General features: G+C 69.7%; 11 protein-coding genes. 7 read left to right on the top strand and 4 right to left on the bottom strand.

The genetic code is table 11. The annotated features are described in order from the left end of the window. Positions 1-18: 18 nt before the first annotated feature. A complete protein-coding gene (gene aroB, locus XAN126_RS27640) occupies positions 19-1737 on the bottom strand; it encodes a 3-dehydroquinate synthase (RefSeq protein WP_081762815.1) in 1719 nt (572 codons plus the stop codon). 476 nt (positions 1738-2213) lie between these two features. Between aroB and XAN126_RS0108650 the strand changes: the two genes are divergently transcribed. Next, a complete protein-coding gene (locus XAN126_RS0108650) occupies positions 2214-4526 on the top strand; it encodes a PAS domain-containing sensor histidine kinase (RefSeq protein ID WP_024278195.1) in 2313 nt (770 codons plus the stop codon). 207 nt (positions 4527-4733) lie between these two features. Here the strand turns inward: XAN126_RS0108650 and XAN126_RS28225 are convergent, their stop codons facing one another. After that, entirely contained in the window at positions 4734-4964 is a 231-nt protein-coding gene (locus XAN126_RS28225) for a hypothetical protein (protein WP_155982259.1), read from the bottom strand. A 517-nt stretch (positions 4965-5481) separates the two neighbouring features. On the opposite strand from XAN126_RS28225, the gene XAN126_RS0108640 reads away from it, so the two are divergent. The 3 genes from XAN126_RS0108640 to XAN126_RS0108630 are packed head-to-tail and all read left to right on the top strand — an operon-like array spanning position 5482 to position 8951. Further along, entirely contained in the window at positions 5482-7053 is a 1572-nt protein-coding gene (locus tag XAN126_RS0108640; protein ID WP_024278193.1) for a serine hydrolase, read from the top strand. A gap of 22 nt (positions 7054-7075) precedes the next feature. After that, positions 7076-7573 carry a DUF6790 family protein gene (locus XAN126_RS0108635; RefSeq protein WP_024278192.1) on the top strand — a complete coding sequence of 166 codons (498 nt, stop codon included), beginning with the start codon at positions 7076-7078 and terminating at the stop codon, positions 7571-7573. A 31-nt stretch (positions 7574-7604) separates the two neighbouring features. Continuing rightward, entirely contained in the window at positions 7605-8951 is a 1347-nt protein-coding gene (locus XAN126_RS0108630) for an AarF/ABC1/UbiB kinase family protein (RefSeq protein WP_024278191.1), read from the top strand. Between the two features lie 180 nt (positions 8952-9131). Here the strand turns inward: XAN126_RS0108630 and XAN126_RS0108620 are convergent, their stop codons facing one another. Both XAN126_RS0108620 and XAN126_RS26140 read right to left on the bottom strand, forming a co-directional pair. Beyond that, positions 9132-9845: a sulfate transporter family protein gene (locus XAN126_RS0108620; RefSeq protein WP_024278190.1), complete on the bottom strand. Its 714-nt coding sequence runs from the start codon at positions 9843-9845 to the stop codon at positions 9132-9134. A gap of 72 nt (positions 9846-9917) precedes the next feature. Further along, positions 9918-10400 (bottom strand): DUF3574 domain-containing protein, encoded by a 483-nt coding sequence (locus XAN126_RS26140; RefSeq protein ID WP_024278189.1) that lies wholly within the window; start codon positions 10398-10400, stop codon positions 9918-9920. Between the two features lie 196 nt (positions 10401-10596). Here XAN126_RS26140 and XAN126_RS0108610 point away from each other — a divergent pair, with 196 nt between their 5' ends. The 3 genes from XAN126_RS0108610 to XAN126_RS0108600 all read left to right on the top strand — a co-directional run bounded on the left by XAN126_RS0108610 (position 10597) and on the right by XAN126_RS0108600 (position 15745). Continuing rightward, positions 10597-11247: a TetR/AcrR family transcriptional regulator gene (locus XAN126_RS0108610; RefSeq protein WP_081762577.1), complete on the top strand. Its 651-nt coding sequence runs from the start codon at positions 10597-10599 to the stop codon at positions 11245-11247. A gap of 101 nt (positions 11248-11348) precedes the next feature. Next, positions 11349-12602 carry an efflux RND transporter periplasmic adaptor subunit gene (locus XAN126_RS0108605; protein ID WP_029876915.1) on the top strand — a complete coding sequence of 418 codons (1254 nt, stop codon included), beginning with the start codon at positions 11349-11351 and terminating at the stop codon, positions 12600-12602. After that, positions 12602-15745 carry an efflux RND transporter permease subunit gene (locus XAN126_RS0108600; RefSeq protein WP_024278186.1) on the top strand — a complete coding sequence of 1048 codons (3144 nt, stop codon included), beginning with the start codon at positions 12602-12604 and terminating at the stop codon, positions 15743-15745. Before XAN126_RS0108605 ends, XAN126_RS0108600 begins: the two co-directional genes overlap by 1 nt. The last annotated feature ends 51 nt before the right edge of the window (positions 15746-15796 follow it).

The raw sequence follows: 15796 nt of genomic DNA, 5'->3' as shown, positions 1-15796 counted from the left end.
CTTGTCCGGGGAGCGGCCTCACCGCATCTCGGCGAGGAAGGCGCGGACCTCTTCGGGGTTCACGTCCTTGGCGATGAAGGCTTCGCCGATGCCGCGCACGAGGATGAAGGTCAGCGCGCCGCGGCTCACCTTCTTGTCCTGAGCGATGAGTGTCATCAGCCCGTCGGTGTCGGGCAGTTCGCCGGGCACGTCGGAGATCTTGGCCGGCAGACCCACGGCCTCCAGATGCCGCACCACCCGCGTCACGTCCTGACCCGAGCACAGGCCGAGCTTCGCGGAGAAGGCGAACGCCAGCGCCATGCCGATGGCGACGCCCTCGCCGTGAAGCAGGCGCTGGGAATAGCCGGCGCCGGCCTCCAGCGCGTGGCCGAAGGTGTGGCCGAGATTGAGCAGCGCGCGGTCACCGGTCTCCTTCTCGTCGCGGGCGACGATGGCGGCCTTGGCCATGCAGCTCGCGGCGACGGCGGTGATGCGCTCCTGCCCGCCGCCGATCACGCCCGGCCAGTCCCGCTCAAGGGTCTCGAACAGCGCGTAGTCGCCGAGCAAGCCGTATTTCACCACCTCGGCATAGCCGGCCTTCACCTCGCGCACGGGCAAGGTGTTCAGCGCCGCCGTGTCGGCCAGCACCAGAACCGGCTGGTGGAAGGCGCCGATGAGGTTCTTGCCCTGGGGCGAGTTGATGCCGGTCTTGCCGCCCACGGAGGAATCGACCTGGGAAAGCAGCGTCGTCGGCGCCTGCACCACGTCCACGCCCCGGCGCAGCACGGCGGCGGCAAAGCCCGCGAGGTCGCCCACCACGCCGCCGCCCAGCGCGAGCACGAGGTCGCGGCGCTCGATGCGGGCGGCGATCAGCCCCTCCACCACCTGCTCCAGCCCCGGCCAGCCCTTGGTCTTCTCGCCGGGCGGCACGACGATGGCGGTGTGAGTGATGCCGGCAGCGTCCAACGAGGCGGCAACGGTTGCGAGGTGGCCGGCGGCCACCACGTTCTCGTCGGTGACGATGGCGACGCGCGCGCCCTTGCGCAGGGCCGTCACATGGGTGCCGGCCTCGGCCAGGAGGCCAGGGCCGATATAGATGTCATAGGGCTTGCCGGCCACGTCCACGCGCACGGTGCTGCGGGTGATCTCGCCCATGGGGAGGCCTTCCGCCTCGGCGGAGATGGCGGTGGCGGAGGAGAGAGGCGCCATGGCAGTGCTTTCGGGATGCGCGACGAGATGGGCGTGGACGGCGCCGATCACCTCTTCCACCACCAGCTCGTGGACCACGTCGCGGCTGTCCACGGTCACGTCGGCGAGGGCGTAGGTGTCGGCCCGCTGGGCGTGGAGCGCGGCGAGCTTCTGCGCCGGGTCGCCCTGGGCGAGGAGGGGGCGGTCGGTGCGCTTCTTCACGCGCCGCAACAGGGTGTTGAGATCGGCCCGCAGCCAGACCGAGACGCCGTGACGGCCCACCGCCGCGCGCGTGTCCGCATTCATGAAGGCGCCGCCGCCGGTGGCGAGCACGCAGGGGCCGGATTGCAGCAGCCGCGCGACCACGCGCTTCTCGCCCTCGCGGAACTCGGCCTCGCCGTGGCGGGCGAAGATTTCCGGAATGCTCATGCAGGCGGCGCGCTCGATCTCCTCGTCGGCATCGACGAAGGTGAGCCCCAGCCGCTTGGCGAGGCGCCGCCCCACGGAGGACTTGCCGGCGCCCGGCATCCCCACCAGCACGATGGAGCGCCGCCCCAGCCGCTTCAGCATCTCGGGGGAGGAGATCGGCCCCGTCGTCTCGGTCTCGCCGGTGCGGGGCTCGGGGAACTTCTGCGTCTGCACCGGTGGGCCTCGTTCAGCGCGCTCAGGACGGATGGGGGATCGGGCCTCAAGGATTTCCACCCTTGCCGAGCCTGCGGCTCTAGCATCCGCCGCGCGAGCCGGCAATCAGGGCTGTCCCCAACCCCGGCGTCCGCAGGCCCCATCCCTCCCCAGCCGACAGCCCTGCCACGGGCAACGCCCCGATCACCCTCCCGGCCTACCGCCGCAAGGCTTTGCCCCTTCACAAACCGAGGCGTGGCCGTAGTTTTGTGCCTCTTGACTCACGCGGACTCTAGACAACAGCCCCCCGATTCGATTCCAATGGCCTTGATTCGGAGAGATGCGGCACGTCCCTCCAGATCGAGGACGTGGGGGCGTGGGACTTAGGCCGTCCGGTGCCCCCGGAGACCCGGAGGAGACCGGCGATGGCACGCGCCAACGCTGCGAGCGTAGGCGCGCGCGACCAAGCCATGCGAGGCCTGGCAAGGTCGATCGCGCGCCCTGCCTACCAGCGCCTGCTGGATGCGGAGCCGGTCCTGCGCCGGATCGTCCCGGCCCTCATTGTCACCTTCCTTGGCGTCATCGGCGTCGGCGCGGTCGTGCAGGTGCACGCCCACCGTGTCGCCGAGCTGAACAACGCCAAGGACGACATCGCCCTGCTCGCCCTCGCCACTGCCGATGCGCTGACGCTGCGCGCCGGCAATGCGCTCGCCAAGGTGCCCGGCGCCCTCGCCGAGAGCCTGCCTCCCCGCGCCACCGAGGCCGGACGGCGGGTGTTCGTCACCGACGGGCAAGGCCACGTCATCGCCGCCGCCCCGACTGGCGAGGCCCCGGCCAACCTCTCCGACATCCTCGATCCCTCCCAGCCCCTCGTCATCTTCGCCGAGCGGGCGGGCGTGCTCGAAGTGCCCTACGGCACCGGCACGGCGCTCGCCACCGTGCGCAACCTCCAGGCGCCGCTGGGCCAGATCGTCTATCTCCAGCCCACCGAGAAGGCACTCGCCGCCTGGTCGGACACCACCACCCTCACGGTGACGCTGTTCACCACCACCGGTGCGGTGCTGCTCATCCTCGGCTTCTCCTTCCACTGGCAGGCGAGCCGGGCGCGTGAGGCGGACGTGATCTACGAGACGGTGCGCCGCCGCATCGACACGGCGCTGAACCGCGGCCGCTGCGGCATGTGGGACTGGGACATGGCGCGCGGGCGCATGTACTGGTCCGACACCATGTTCGAGATCCTCGGGCTGGAGCACCGGGACGAACTCGTCTCCTTCGGCGAGATCTCCCGCCTCGTCCATCCCGACGACGGCGACCTCTATGAGCTGGCGCAGGAGCTCGCCGAGCGGCCCGGCACCCCGGTGGACCGGGTGTTCCGCATGCGCACCGCCAAGGGCGACTTCGTGTGGCTGCGCATGCGCGCCGAAGTGGTGCAGCAGGCGGGCGAGGACGGCCCCCACCTCATCGGCATCGCCATGGATGTCACCGAGGCGCAGCGCATGGCGGAACGCACCGTCACCGCCGACATGCGCCTCAGAGACGCCATCGAGAGCATTTCCGAGGCGTTCGTGCTGTGGGACAGCCAGAACCGCCTCGTGCTGTGCAATTCCAAGTTCCAGTCGCTGCACGAGCTGCCCGACGAGACCATCGTCGCCGGCACCCCCTTCGACACCATCGCCTCGGTCGGCCGCCACCCGGTGACGCGCACCCCGCTGAAGCCGGAAGACAAGCCGGAGGAAGGCTCCCGCGCGTTCGAGGCGCAGCTCTCCAACGGCCGCTGGCTGAAGATCGCCGAGCGCCGCACCAAGGATGGCGGCTACGTCTCGGTGGGCACCGACATCACCACCATGAAGCGCCACGAAGAGCGCCTCATGGACAACGAGAAGCGCCTGATGGCGCTGGTCGCCGACCTGCGCAAATCCCAGCAGACGCTGGAGCACCAGGCCCAGCAGCTTGCGGAACTTGCCGAGAAGTATTCGGAAGAGCGCAACAAGGCCGAAGACGCCAACCGCGCCAAGAGCGAATTCCTCGCCAACATGTCCCACGAGCTGCGCACGCCGCTCAACGCCATCATCGGCTTCTCGGAGATCATGGAGAGCGGCATGTTCGGCCCGCTCGGCTCGGCGAAGTACGCGGAATACTGCTCCGACATCAAGGGCTCGGGCACCTACCTCCTCGACGTCATCAACGACATCCTCGACATGTCGAAGATCGAGGCGGGCCGCATGCAGCTCGAAGTGGAGGACGTGGCCCTCGGCGAGATCATCGCGGACGCCATGCGCGTCACCGCGGTGAACGGCGACGAGAAGGGCGTGGCCATGACCATGGAGGCCGCGGACAACCTCGTCATCAAGGGCGACCGCCGCGCGCTGAAGCAGATCCTGCTCAACCTGCTCTCCAACGCCGTGAAGTTCACCCCCGAGGGCGGCCGCATCGCGGTGAAGGCGCGGGTGAACGGGGCGGCGGCGGTGATCGCCATCGAGGACACCGGCATCGGCATCGCCAAGGGCGCGCTCGCCCGCATCGGCCGGCCGTTCGAGCAGGTGGAGAGCCAGTTCACCAAGACCCACAAGGGGTCCGGCCTCGGCCTCGCCATCGCCAAGTCGCTGGTGGAGCTGCACGGCGGCGCCATGCGCATCCGCTCCATCGAGGGCTCCGGCACCACCGTCTTCGTCCGCCTGCCGGTGGATGGACGGGCGGCGAACTCCAACGAGACGCCAAGGCTGGCTGCGGTGATGTGAGGGGTGGGGTCGTCCACGTCCCTCCCTCTGACCAGCCCCTCCCATCGGCCGACGTCCCACCTACCCTCCGCCGTCATCGCCCGCCTTGTGCGGGCGATCCACTTCGGGGCCAGAGGAGTGCCCGGATTTTGCGATGGGCGGACGAACGGAAGGGTGGATTGCCCTGACGAGCCGGGGGATGACGCCCCCCAAAGCGTCACGGCCGCATCACCCGTTGTCATTCCCCGCCGCCTGCCCGAACGGCCCGGCTGTGATCCTGAGGCAGAAGCCGACGCCCGCCGCATAATCGATCACGCCATCGGCCCAGCGCCCCGGCGGCACGTCCGACAGCACCAGCGACAGACCGGCCGCCTCCAGAGACGGCCCGGCGGGCGTGGGATCGCCCGGCCGCAGGAACACCGCCCCCACCTCGCGACACGGGCTGCCCAGCGCGGCCAATCCGAGCCGCCGAGAGCGCGGAAGCGGTTGTCCGCCCCGCTCACAGGATCGCGCAGGAAGAAGCCGTCGCCCTCGGCATGGTCGATGATGCGGCCATCAAGAGCCGCGTGGTCCCCGTCGTCGGTGATGAAGAGGATGAGGAGGTCCTCCACCGTTTGGGCCAAAGCCCGCAAGTCCGCGCTGCGCGAGGCCGGTTCGACGACGACATGGAGCACCTCCGCCTCCCCATCGCCGTCACGCGAAACGGAACCGACAGAGACGATCAGCAGCCCCGGCCCGCCCTCCTTGGCCGATGCCTCGGCTATCCCCGCCATCTGCCGGAGCGCGTCCGGCGTGAGGCGGCAGGTGACGGAACGGAGCCCCTCCAGCATTGCGATCCCCCCAAAAGGCGCGCCACGCTAACCCCCGCCCGGTGCCGCAGCAATGGCACCCTGCCCTTGCGCGCGACCGCGCCCAGCCATTAAGCCTGTCGTGTGCGGGCGCACGGCACGATGCCCGCCACCGGAGGCCGCCCACGATGAACCCGCACCGCCTCGCCCGCCCCCTCCTCGCCCTCGCCACCCTCCTCGCCATCTCCCCCCTCCCCGCTTTCGCCCACGACCCCATCGACGGGTCAAAGCCGCCGCCGCAGACCTCGGGCGTCTCCATCCCGCCCGGCCAGATCGCGCGGGCGGTGAAGGAGATCGACTCTCTGGCGCAGGAGATGATGGCGCGCTCCGGCGTGCCCGGCCTCGCCGTGGTGGTGGTGCAGGACGGCAAGGTGCTGGCGCTCAAGGGCTATGGCGTGCGCAAGGCGGGCGAGGCGGCGCCCATCGATGCCGACACCGTGTTCCAGCTCGCCTCTTTGTCGAAGGCGGTGGGCGCGGGCGTTGTGGCGCATGAGGTGGGCAAAGGCCGGGTGAAGTGGGACACGCCGGTGCGGACCCTGCTGCCCTGGTTCGCCCTCAGCGACCCCTGGGTCAGCGATCACGTCACCCTCGCCGATCTCTACAGCCACCGCTCCGGCCTGCCGGACCATGCGGGCGACGAGCTGGAGAGCATCGGCTTCGACCGCCGGCAGGTACTAGAGCGGTTGAGGCTGCTGCCGCTGGCGCCGTTCCGCGCGAGCTATTTCTATACCAATTTCGGCCTCACCGCCGCCGCCGAGGCCGTCGCCACCGCCGCCGGCAAGGAGTGGGCGGACCTCTCGCAGGCGGTGCTCTACAAGCCCCTCGGCATGGCGGCGACCTCCTCCCGCTTTGCGGATTTCATGGCTCGCCCCAACCGCGCCTTTCCCCATGTGAAGACCGACGTTGGCTTCGTCTCCAAGTTCCAGCGCGACCCGGACGCCCAGGCGCCGGCGGGCGGGGTGTCCTCGTCCGCGCGGGACATGGGGAAGTGGCTCGCCTTCGTGCTGGGCAACGGCACCTTCGAGGGCAACGAGATCGTGCCCGCCGCCGCGCTGCTGCCGGCCATGCGGGGCGAGACCATCTCCTCCCCCGCTTATGCCGTGGATGCCCGCCCCGGCACCTATGGCTTCGGCTTCGGCGTCGGCGTCTCGCCGGCCGGGCGGGTGACGCTGGACCATTCCGGGGCCTTCATCCTCGGCGCGGCGACGAATTTCGTGCTGCTGCCCTCGGAGAGGCTCGGCATTGTCGTGCTCACCAATGCCCAGCCCACCGGCGCACCGGAGGCGCTGGCCATGAGCTTCATGGACTTCGTGCAGTTCGGCGGGCTCACGCGGGACTGGTACGCCGCCTACCAGCCCCTCATCATGCCCATGTACAAGCCGACCGGCGAACTCGTGGGCAAGGCCCCACCGCAGAAGCCGGAGCCGGCCAAGCCGCTGGCGAATTATACCGGCACCTATGGCAACGCCTATTTCGGCGACGCCACAGTGGCGGAGGAGGCGGGCGGCCTCGTGCTCATCATCGGCCCCCTGCCCCGCCGCTACCCCCTCGCCCACTGGAGCGGCGACACCTTCACCTTCCGCCCCGTGGGCGAGGAGACGTTCCCGCCGGGCACCATCTCACAGGTGAAATTCGCCGACGGGCGGATGAGCGTGGAGATCTTCAACGACAACGGGCTCGGCACCTTTGCCCGCAAATGAGAGCGCCTGAAGGGAGAGCGCCATGGTCTTCTGGGTTCCGCTCATCGCCTATGCGGCGGTCGTCCTGCTGACGGCGCTCTCCTTCGCGCGCAGCCCGGAGCCGCGCCGGCCGCTCGACCTCGCGCGGGCGCTGCTGCGCTATATCAATCTCTTGCCCGTGGGCCTCATGGGCCTGTGGGGGGCGCTGGGGCACATCGTTTTCCCGGCGCAGTCCGCCGCCGCCATCGGCTGGGCAACCAGCCCGTTCCAGACCGAGGTGGGCCTCGCCAATCTCGGCATGGGGCTCGCCGGCGTCATCGCCGCCTTCTGGCGCGACTGGGGCTTCCGCGCCGCCGTGGCGGTGATGATGGCCGGCTTCCTCGGCGGGGCGGGCATCAACCACATGGTCGAGATCGCCAAGACCGGCAATTTGGCCGCAGGCAATGCCGGCCCCATTCTCTATACGGACCTCCTCACGCCGCTTTTGCTCGTCATCCTCCTCGCCCTGACCTACCGATCCGACCGGGCCGCGCGCCCGTAGGACGCGATATAGCTGGAGCGCCTGGACGGGCATGGTGGACGAGGAAAGAAACCGCTTCTCCGCGCGCGCCGCGCGCTATGCCCGGGTGGGCGCCAATGTGGGCGGGGTGGCCGCGCGCATCGCCGGTGCCCGCCTCATGGGGCTCGACCGCGACGGCAACAACGCAGCGGCGCTGGCCTCCGCCCTTGGCGGCCTGAAGGGTCCGCTCATGAAGGTGGCTCAGCTCATGGCCACCATTCCGGACGTGCTGCCCCCGGAATATGCCGCCGAGCTTCAGAAGCTGCAGAGCGATGCGCCGCCCATGGGCTGGGCCTTCGTGCGCCGGCGCATGATGGCCGAGCTGGGCCGCGACTGGGAGCAGAAGTTCGCCAGCTTCGAGCACGCCCCCTCCGCCGCCGCCTCCCTCGGGCAGGTGCACAAGGCGGTGACGCTGGCGGGCGCGCGTGTCGCCTGCAAGCTCCAGTATCCGGACATGCAGGCGGCGGTGGAGGCGGACCTCTCCCAGCTCGACGTGCTCTTCTCCATCCACCGCCGCATGGACGGCGCCATCGACACCCGCGAGATCGCCCGCGAGATCGGCGAGCGGGTGCGGGAGGAGCTGGACTATCGGCGCGAGGCCAAGCACGCCGCGCTCTATGCCCACATCCTGAAGGACGAGCCCAAGGTCCGCGTACCCGGCACCCATGCCGACCTCTCCACCGGCCGGCTGCTGACCATGGACTGGCTGGACGGCGAGAAGATCCTCGGCTTCACCGAGCATCCCCTGGCCGAGCGCAATGCCCTCGCCGAGGCCATGTTCGCTGCCTGGTGGCAGCCCTTCTCGCGCTTCGGCGTGATCCATGGCGATCCCCACCTCGGCAACTACACGGTCTTCTCGGTGGAGGGGCGGCCTGCGGGCATCAACTTGCTCGACTATGGCTGCATCCGCATCTTCCCGCCGGCCTTCGTGGCGGGCGTGGTGGACCTCTATCGCGGGCTGATGGCCGGCGACGACGCGCGGGTGGTGCACGCCTACGAGACGTGGGGTTTCAAGGGGTTGAAGCGCGAATTGATCGACGTGCTCAACATCTGGGCGCGCTTCATCTACGGCCCGCTCATGGACGACCGGGTGCGCACCATCGCCGACGGGGTGTCGCCCTCAGCCTATGGCCGCAAGGAGGCCTTCACCGTCCACACCGCGTTGAAGCAGCTCGGGCCGGTGACGGTGCCACGCGAATTCGTCTTCATGGACCGCGCCGCCATCGGCCTCGGCGGCGTCTTCCTGCACCTCAAGGCGGAGCTGAACTTCCATCGCCTGTTCGAGGATGCCATCGCCGACTTCTCAGCCGAAGGCGTCGCCGCGCGGCAGGCGGAGGCGATGAAGGTGGCGGGGCTCTAGGCCTGTCGCGTCCCGGACCAGCGACACCGGAGGTGGAGCGCCGATCCGGGACCCAGGGGAGAAGGCGGCGAAGCCGGCCATGCCCGTCGCGATGCTGGGCCGGGCCGCCTTCGGCGAATTCTTGCGCTGGACCCCGGCTCTCCCTCCGCTCACGCTCCGGTCGGCCGGGGAACGGAGCCGCTAGACCGCCCGCCCCTCGATCACCAGCGCCCCGTCGGCGCCGCGCGCGGCCGGCAGCGGGGCGAGGCGGCGGTGGAGGTGCACCATGAAGGCGGTTCCGAAAACCGGCAGGATCAGGTTGAGGATCGGCACGAACAGGATCGGCGCGATGAGCAGGCCGGCGACGAACACCGTCACCCCGTTCGCCCGCCGCAGCGCCCGTGCCTCTTCCGGCGAGCGATAGCGCATGGCGGCCAGCTCGAAATATTCCCGGCTGATGAGATAGGCGTTGGCCACATAGAAGATGATGACGTTCACCCCCGGCACCAGCAGCAGGAGCAGCGCCGCGAGGTTCACCAGCAGCACCAGCCCGAAGAAGCGCACGGAATAGAAGAGCGCGCGCAGGAAGGGCTGCGGCTGGCCGGGCGGGTCATTCGGATAGCTCGCCGTCTCTACCCGCTCGGCCACATCGTCAAGGAACAGGCCGGCCACCAGCGAGGACACCGCCGGCATCAGATAGACGATCCCGAAAACCAGCCCCAGCCCTGCGATCACGGCGAGCGTGGTCTCAATCCAGGGATAGGACGCGATCTCGACGAAGTGTGTCAGCGCCGCCTCCAGCCCCACGGCGAGGGCGATGAGCAGCGCCAGCGCCAGCCCCATGGATTTCAGCAGCACGCCGCGCAGCAGCGGCGAGAAGGTCTGTCGCAGGGCGAGGATGGCGGCAGCGAGCATGATCGTTCCCGGTGAGCGCGGACCTTCAGGCGCAGGCGAGAGGTAGGGTGTGCGGCCCTCCCCCTCAAGTGGTCACAGCGTGACGCGCACCGCGTTCGTCACTTGCAGAACGCCCCACTGGTGGAAGCGTTCGGAATAGACCTTGCGGATTTCGGCGAGCTTGGCCGCGGCCTCCGGCGTGTCCGGGTGATAGATGAGCACGAGGCGCATGCCCTCGCGTACCACCTGCGCCGTGCCGTGGGCCTCGCCCTTCACCTGCCCGTAGGCGGCGACGACGGTGAGGCCGTCCGGGAAGCGGGGCGTCACCTCGCTGGCGAGGAAGCCCTCCCATTCCTGCTCGCTCACCCCGCTGCCGTCGGCGCTGGCGAGGCCGAACAGCAGTTTGGTCTCGATCATCACCACGCTGATGCCCGGCTTGAGCGTCGCCGGGGAGGCCTCCTCCGCGCGAGCGTGGGCAGGCGGGAGGCCGGTGGACAGGAGGAGGACTGCGAACAGCAGCGCGGCGCATCGCCACGCTTCGCGTCTGCTGGCAGGAAAGGGCGTCGGAAGCGGCATCGGGAATCAGGGCTCCGCTAAGGAAGCCTGAGCATTGGCGGCCCCGCGCCCGGCCGCAAGCACCCGCCGCCGTGCGCGCGGGAGCGGTCCTCGCCCGGACCGAGAACGAACGTTCACTCTTGTGCCGCAATCGCGCCCGCAGTATTGCGAACGAACATTCGCTCTCGCCCATATCCCAAGGTGCCGATCCGCTCTGATGTCACGCCCCATCCCAGAGACCGCGTTGCGCGCAGCCGCCGCCCCGCGCCCCGACCACCGGCAGGAGCAGCGCAAGCGCATCCTTGATGCCGCCAAGGCCTGCTTCGGCCGCGACGGCTTCCATGGCGCCTCCATGCAGAAGATCTGCGCCGAGGTGGATATGAGCCCGGGGGCGCTCTACCGCTATTTTCCCTCCAAGGAATCCCTCATCGCCGCCATCGTCGAGAGCGAGCGGGCCGAACGGCTCGGCATGTTCGACATGATCACCAGGGCGCCGTCCGTGCTGGGCGCCCTGTCGTCCTGCCTCGCCCTGCTGCTGACCGAGGATCACATGGCCTCGGCCCGGCTCGGCCCGGAGATCATGGCCGAGGCGATCCGCAATGCCGACCTGCGCAAGACCATCGACGCCTGCGAGGCCGAAACCAGCACCCTCCTGGCCGATGCGCTTGCGGCCGCCGTGAAGCAGGGCGAGATCGACCCCGCGCTCGACATCGAGAGCGTCGCCATCGTGATCCAGCTCATCGGCGATGGCGTGCTGCTGCATCACCAGCTCCATCCCGAATGGAAACTGGAGGAGCGGATGCCGGCCATCGAGGCGATGGTGCGCCGGATGCTGGCCCCGGCCCAACCGAAAGCGGTGCCGGAATGACACGCACCATCGAGAACTGCATCTTCGCCCCCTTACGTCACGGGAATGCCGCGGTTGAACCGCACGTTCCCGCGCCCATCCGGAACGAGGTTCTTTCCGCCATGTCCGCGTCCGTCCGTCCGGCGCTCCGTCCCGCCCGCTCCGCGGCGTCCCGCCTTGCCGTCTCGGCCTTCGCCGTCCTCGCCGTCCTCGCCGCCGGCGCCCTTGCCGCGCCCCCTGCGGCTGCGGCCGAGCCCGCGAAGGCGGCCGACGCGGCCCGCGCGGCCGCGCTCTCGGTTACGGTGGTGAAGCCCCGGCCCGATACCCTGACCGACACGCTGCTCGTCACCGGCTCCATCAAGCCGCGCGAGGAGATCGAGGTGGGGCCGGAGATCGAGGGCTATCGCCTCATGGAGATCCTGGTGGAGGCCGGCGACCGGGTCCAGAAGGGCCAGGTGCTGGCGCGCCTCTCGCGCGACGTGCTGGAGACCCAGCTCGCCCAGAATACCGCCTCCGCCGCCAAGGCCCGCGCCGCCATCGCCCAGCAGCAGGCCGCCCTCGACCAGGCCATCGCGCAGGAGACCGAGGCCACGTCCGCCGTGGAACGCACCCGGCAGCTCAGCAAGACCGGCACCTCCTCCCAGGAGCAGCTGGAGCAGCGCGAGCGCGCCGCCAAGGTCGCCACCGCCCAGGTCGCCGCCGCCCGCGAGACGCTGATCGCCGCCCAGGCGGAAGCGGTGTTCGTGAAGGCCCAGCGCGACGAGATCGAGGTGAAGCTGAAGCGCACCGACGTGCGCGCCCCCGCCTCGGGCCTCGTGCTGTCGCGCGAGGCGAAGCTCGGCGCCATCGCGCTCTCCACCCGCGCCGCGCCGTTGTTCCGCATTGCCGAGGACGGCGCCATGGACCTCGACGCCGACGTGCCGGAAGGCGCCATGCCGCGCATGAAGGACGGGCTTTCCGTCCAGGTCGTGCCGGCCGGCTTCGACGAGCCCATCGGCGGCAAGGTGCGCCTCGTCTCCGCCGAGGTGGATCGCGCCTCGCGCCTCGGCAAGGTGAAGATCGCTTTGCCCGACGACCCGCGCCTGAAGTCCGGTGCCTATGGCCGCGCGGTGATCGCGCTCGGCGAGGTGAAGGGCCTCAGCCTGCCCCAGTCCGCCGTGATGTTCGACGCGGAGGGCGCCTATGTGCTCACCGTCACCGACGGCATCGTCGGCATCCAGCGCATCACGCCCGGCCTGAAGAAGGAAGGCCGCATCCTCGTCACCGAGGGGCTCTCCGCCGACGCGGACGTGGTGGCGCGAGCCGGCAGCTTCCTTCGTGACGGCGACCGGGTAACGCCGGTGACGGCGCCCGTCTCCCTGGGCGAGGCGCGCTGATGGCCCTCAACGTCTCCGCCTGGGCGATCCGCAAGCCCGTCCCCGCGCTCGTCTTCTTCTTCATCCTGACGGCGCTCGGCATCGTGCATTTCCGGGAACTCCCGGTGACGCAGATGCCGAACATCGACCTGCCCATCGTCATGGTCACCGTCACCCAGTCCGGCGCCGCGCCGAGCGAGCTGGAGACGCAGGTGACGAAGAAGGTGGAGAACGCCATCGCTGGCATCTCCGGCGTCAAGCACATCACCTCCTCCATCAGCGAGGGGGCGAGCGTCACGCTGGTGGAATTCCACCTGGAGACGCTGGTGGACCGCGCCGTGAACGACACGCGCGACGCCATCACCAAGATCCGCATGGACCTGCCCCGCTCCATCGACGAGCCGCAGATCCAGCGCATCGACATCGAAGGCCTGCCCATCGTCACCTACGCGGTCTCCGCACCCAACATGACGACGGAGCAGGTGAGCTGGTTCATCGACGACACCCTCGCCCGCGCCCTCCAGGGCGTGCGCGGCGTGGCGCAGGTGAAGCGGCAGGGCGGCGTGGACCGCGAGATCCGCATCTCCCTCAATCCCGACCGGCTGATGTCGCTCGGCATCACCGCCGCCGAGGTGAGCCGGCAGCTGCGCGCCACCAATCTCGACGTCTCCGGCGGCCGCGGCGAGGTGGGCACGCAGGAACAGCCCATCCGCACGCTCGCCGGCGCGTCCTCGGTGGAGGCGCTGGCCGATACCCGCATCGTGCTCTCCAACGGCCGCTCGGTGCGGCTCGGGGAGCTGGGCACCGTGGTGGACGGCGCGGCGGAGCAGCGCGTGTTCGCGCGGCTCGACGGGAAGAGCGTGGTGGCCTTCGGCGTCTACCGCGCCAAGGGCTTCTCGGACGTGACGGTCTATGACCGCGTGACCGAGGAACTCGCCAAGCTGCGCGCCGCCCATCCCGACGTCACCATCACCGAGATCGACACCACGGTCCGCTTCACCAAGTCGGACTACCAGAGTGCCATGCACACGCTGATCGAGGGTGCCATCCTCGCGGTCATCGTGGTGTTCCTGTTCCTGCGCGACATCCGCGCCACCATCATCACCGCCCTCGCCATCCCCCTGTCCATTTTGCCCACCTTCTGGGTCATGGACATGCTGGGCTTCTCGCTGAACGCGGTGAGCCTGCTCGCCATCACGCTCGTCACCGGCATTCTGGTGGACGACGCCATCGTCGAGATCGAGAACATCGTCCGCCACATGCGCATGGGCAAATCGCCCTATCGCGCGGCCATCGAGGCGGCGGACGAGATCGGCCTCGCGGTGGTGGCGACCACGCTCACCATCGCCGCCGTGTTCGCGCCCGTGTCCTTCATGGGCGGCATTGCAGGCCAGTATTTCAAGCAGTTCGGCCTCACGGTCGCCATCGCCGTGCTGTTCTCGCTGGCCGTGGCGCGGCTCATCACGCCATTGGTGGCGGCCTATTTCATGAAGGACACCGGCCACCGCGAGGGCCGGGACAGCCTGGTCATGCGCGGCTATGTGCGCCTGCTGGCGTGGTCGGTGCGGCACCGCTTCGCCACCATCGGCATGGGCATCGCCATCTTCGCCGGCTCCATCTGGCTGTCCACGCTGCTGCCCTCCGGCTTCCTGCCCACCAATGACATCTCCCGCGCCCTGCTCTCGGTGGAGCTGCCGCCCGGCAGCACCATCGCCGAGACGCAGAAGGTAGCAGATGACATCGCCCGCGCGGCCCTGAGCCTGCCCGAGGTGAAGAGCGTCTATGCCACCGCCGGCACCGGCGGCTCGGGCGGCCTCGCCCTCACCTCCGGCGAGGTGCGCAAGGCGCAGGTGGTCATCAACCTGAAGCCGCGCAGCCAGCGCACCATCGACCAGAAGACCTTCGAGACCCAGTTCTCGAAGACGCTGGCGGCCATGCCGGACCTGCGCGTCTCCTGGAGCCAGAACGGGCAGAACACCCAGCGCGGCTTCCAGGTCATCCTCTCCGGCAGTGACGGCGCGGCGGTGGCCGAGGCCGCGGTTGCGGTGGAGAAGGCGGTGCGCGCCGACGTACCGGAACTCGCCAACGTGGTCTCCTCCGCCGCCCTCGACCGGCCGGAAATCCGCATCGTGCCCAAGCTGGACGAGGCGGCCGAGCTCGGCGTCTCGGTGGACACCATCGCCGAGACGGTGCGCATCGCCACCATCGGCGACATCTCCGCCAACCTCGCCAAGTTCTCCGCCAAGGACCGGCAGATCGACATCCGCGTGCAGCTCGCCGAGAACGCCCGCACGCGCCTCAGCACCTTCGACGCGCTGAAGGTGCCCACCGCCTCCGGCGGCGCGGTGCCGCTCTCCGCCGTCGCGGACATCCAGTTCGGCAAGGGCCCCACGGCCCTCGACCGCTATGACCGCGCCCGGCGCGTGGCGGTGGAGGCGGACCTCGTGGGCGACACCCCGCTCGGCGACGCCCTCGCCAAGGTGAAGGCCCTGCCCGCGGCGCAGAACCTGCCCGCCGGCGTGACGCTGAAGGAGGCCGGAGACGCGGAGATCATGGGCGAGGTGTTCTCCGGCTTCGCCATGGCCATGGCCGCGGGCCTCATGCTTGTGCTGGCGGTGCTGGTGCTGCTGTTCCACGACATCCTGCAGCCCATCACCATCCTCGTCTCGCTGCCGCTGAGCGTGGGCGGCGCCTTCATCGCGCTGCTCATCACCGGCAATTCGGTGTCCATGCCGGTGGTCATCGGCTTCCTGATGTTGATGGGCATCGTGACGAAGAACGCCATCCTTCTGGTGGATTTCGCCATCGAGTCCATGCACCAAGGCGTCGACCGCTTCACCGCCCTCATCGAGGCCGGCCGCAAGCGGGCGCAGCCCATCGTGATGACCACCATCGCCATGGTGGCGGGCATGGTGCCCTCGGCCATGGCGCTGGGCGAAGGCGGCGCCTTCCGCGCGCCCATGGCCATCGCGGTCATCGGCGGCCTCATCACCTCCACCGTGCTGTCGCTGGTGTTCGTGCCGGCGGTGTTCACGGTGATGGACGATCTGAGCCACTTCCTCGGCCGCATCTTCGGCCGCTTCATCGGCGGCAAGGACGAGCCGGACGGCCACGACCTGCCCCAAGGACTGCCCCCTCGCCTCCACCATCCGGCCGGCGAATAGCCCGCGCTTCATCCCCCAAGGCAACGGCCCTCCCCTCCATCCGGACGGGAG

The organism is Xanthobacter sp. 126, from assembly GCF_000526175.1.
Taxonomy (GTDB): domain Bacteria; phylum Pseudomonadota; class Alphaproteobacteria; order Rhizobiales; family Xanthobacteraceae; genus Xanthobacter; species Xanthobacter aminoxidans.
This window is presented reverse-complemented; position numbering and strand designations above follow the sequence as displayed.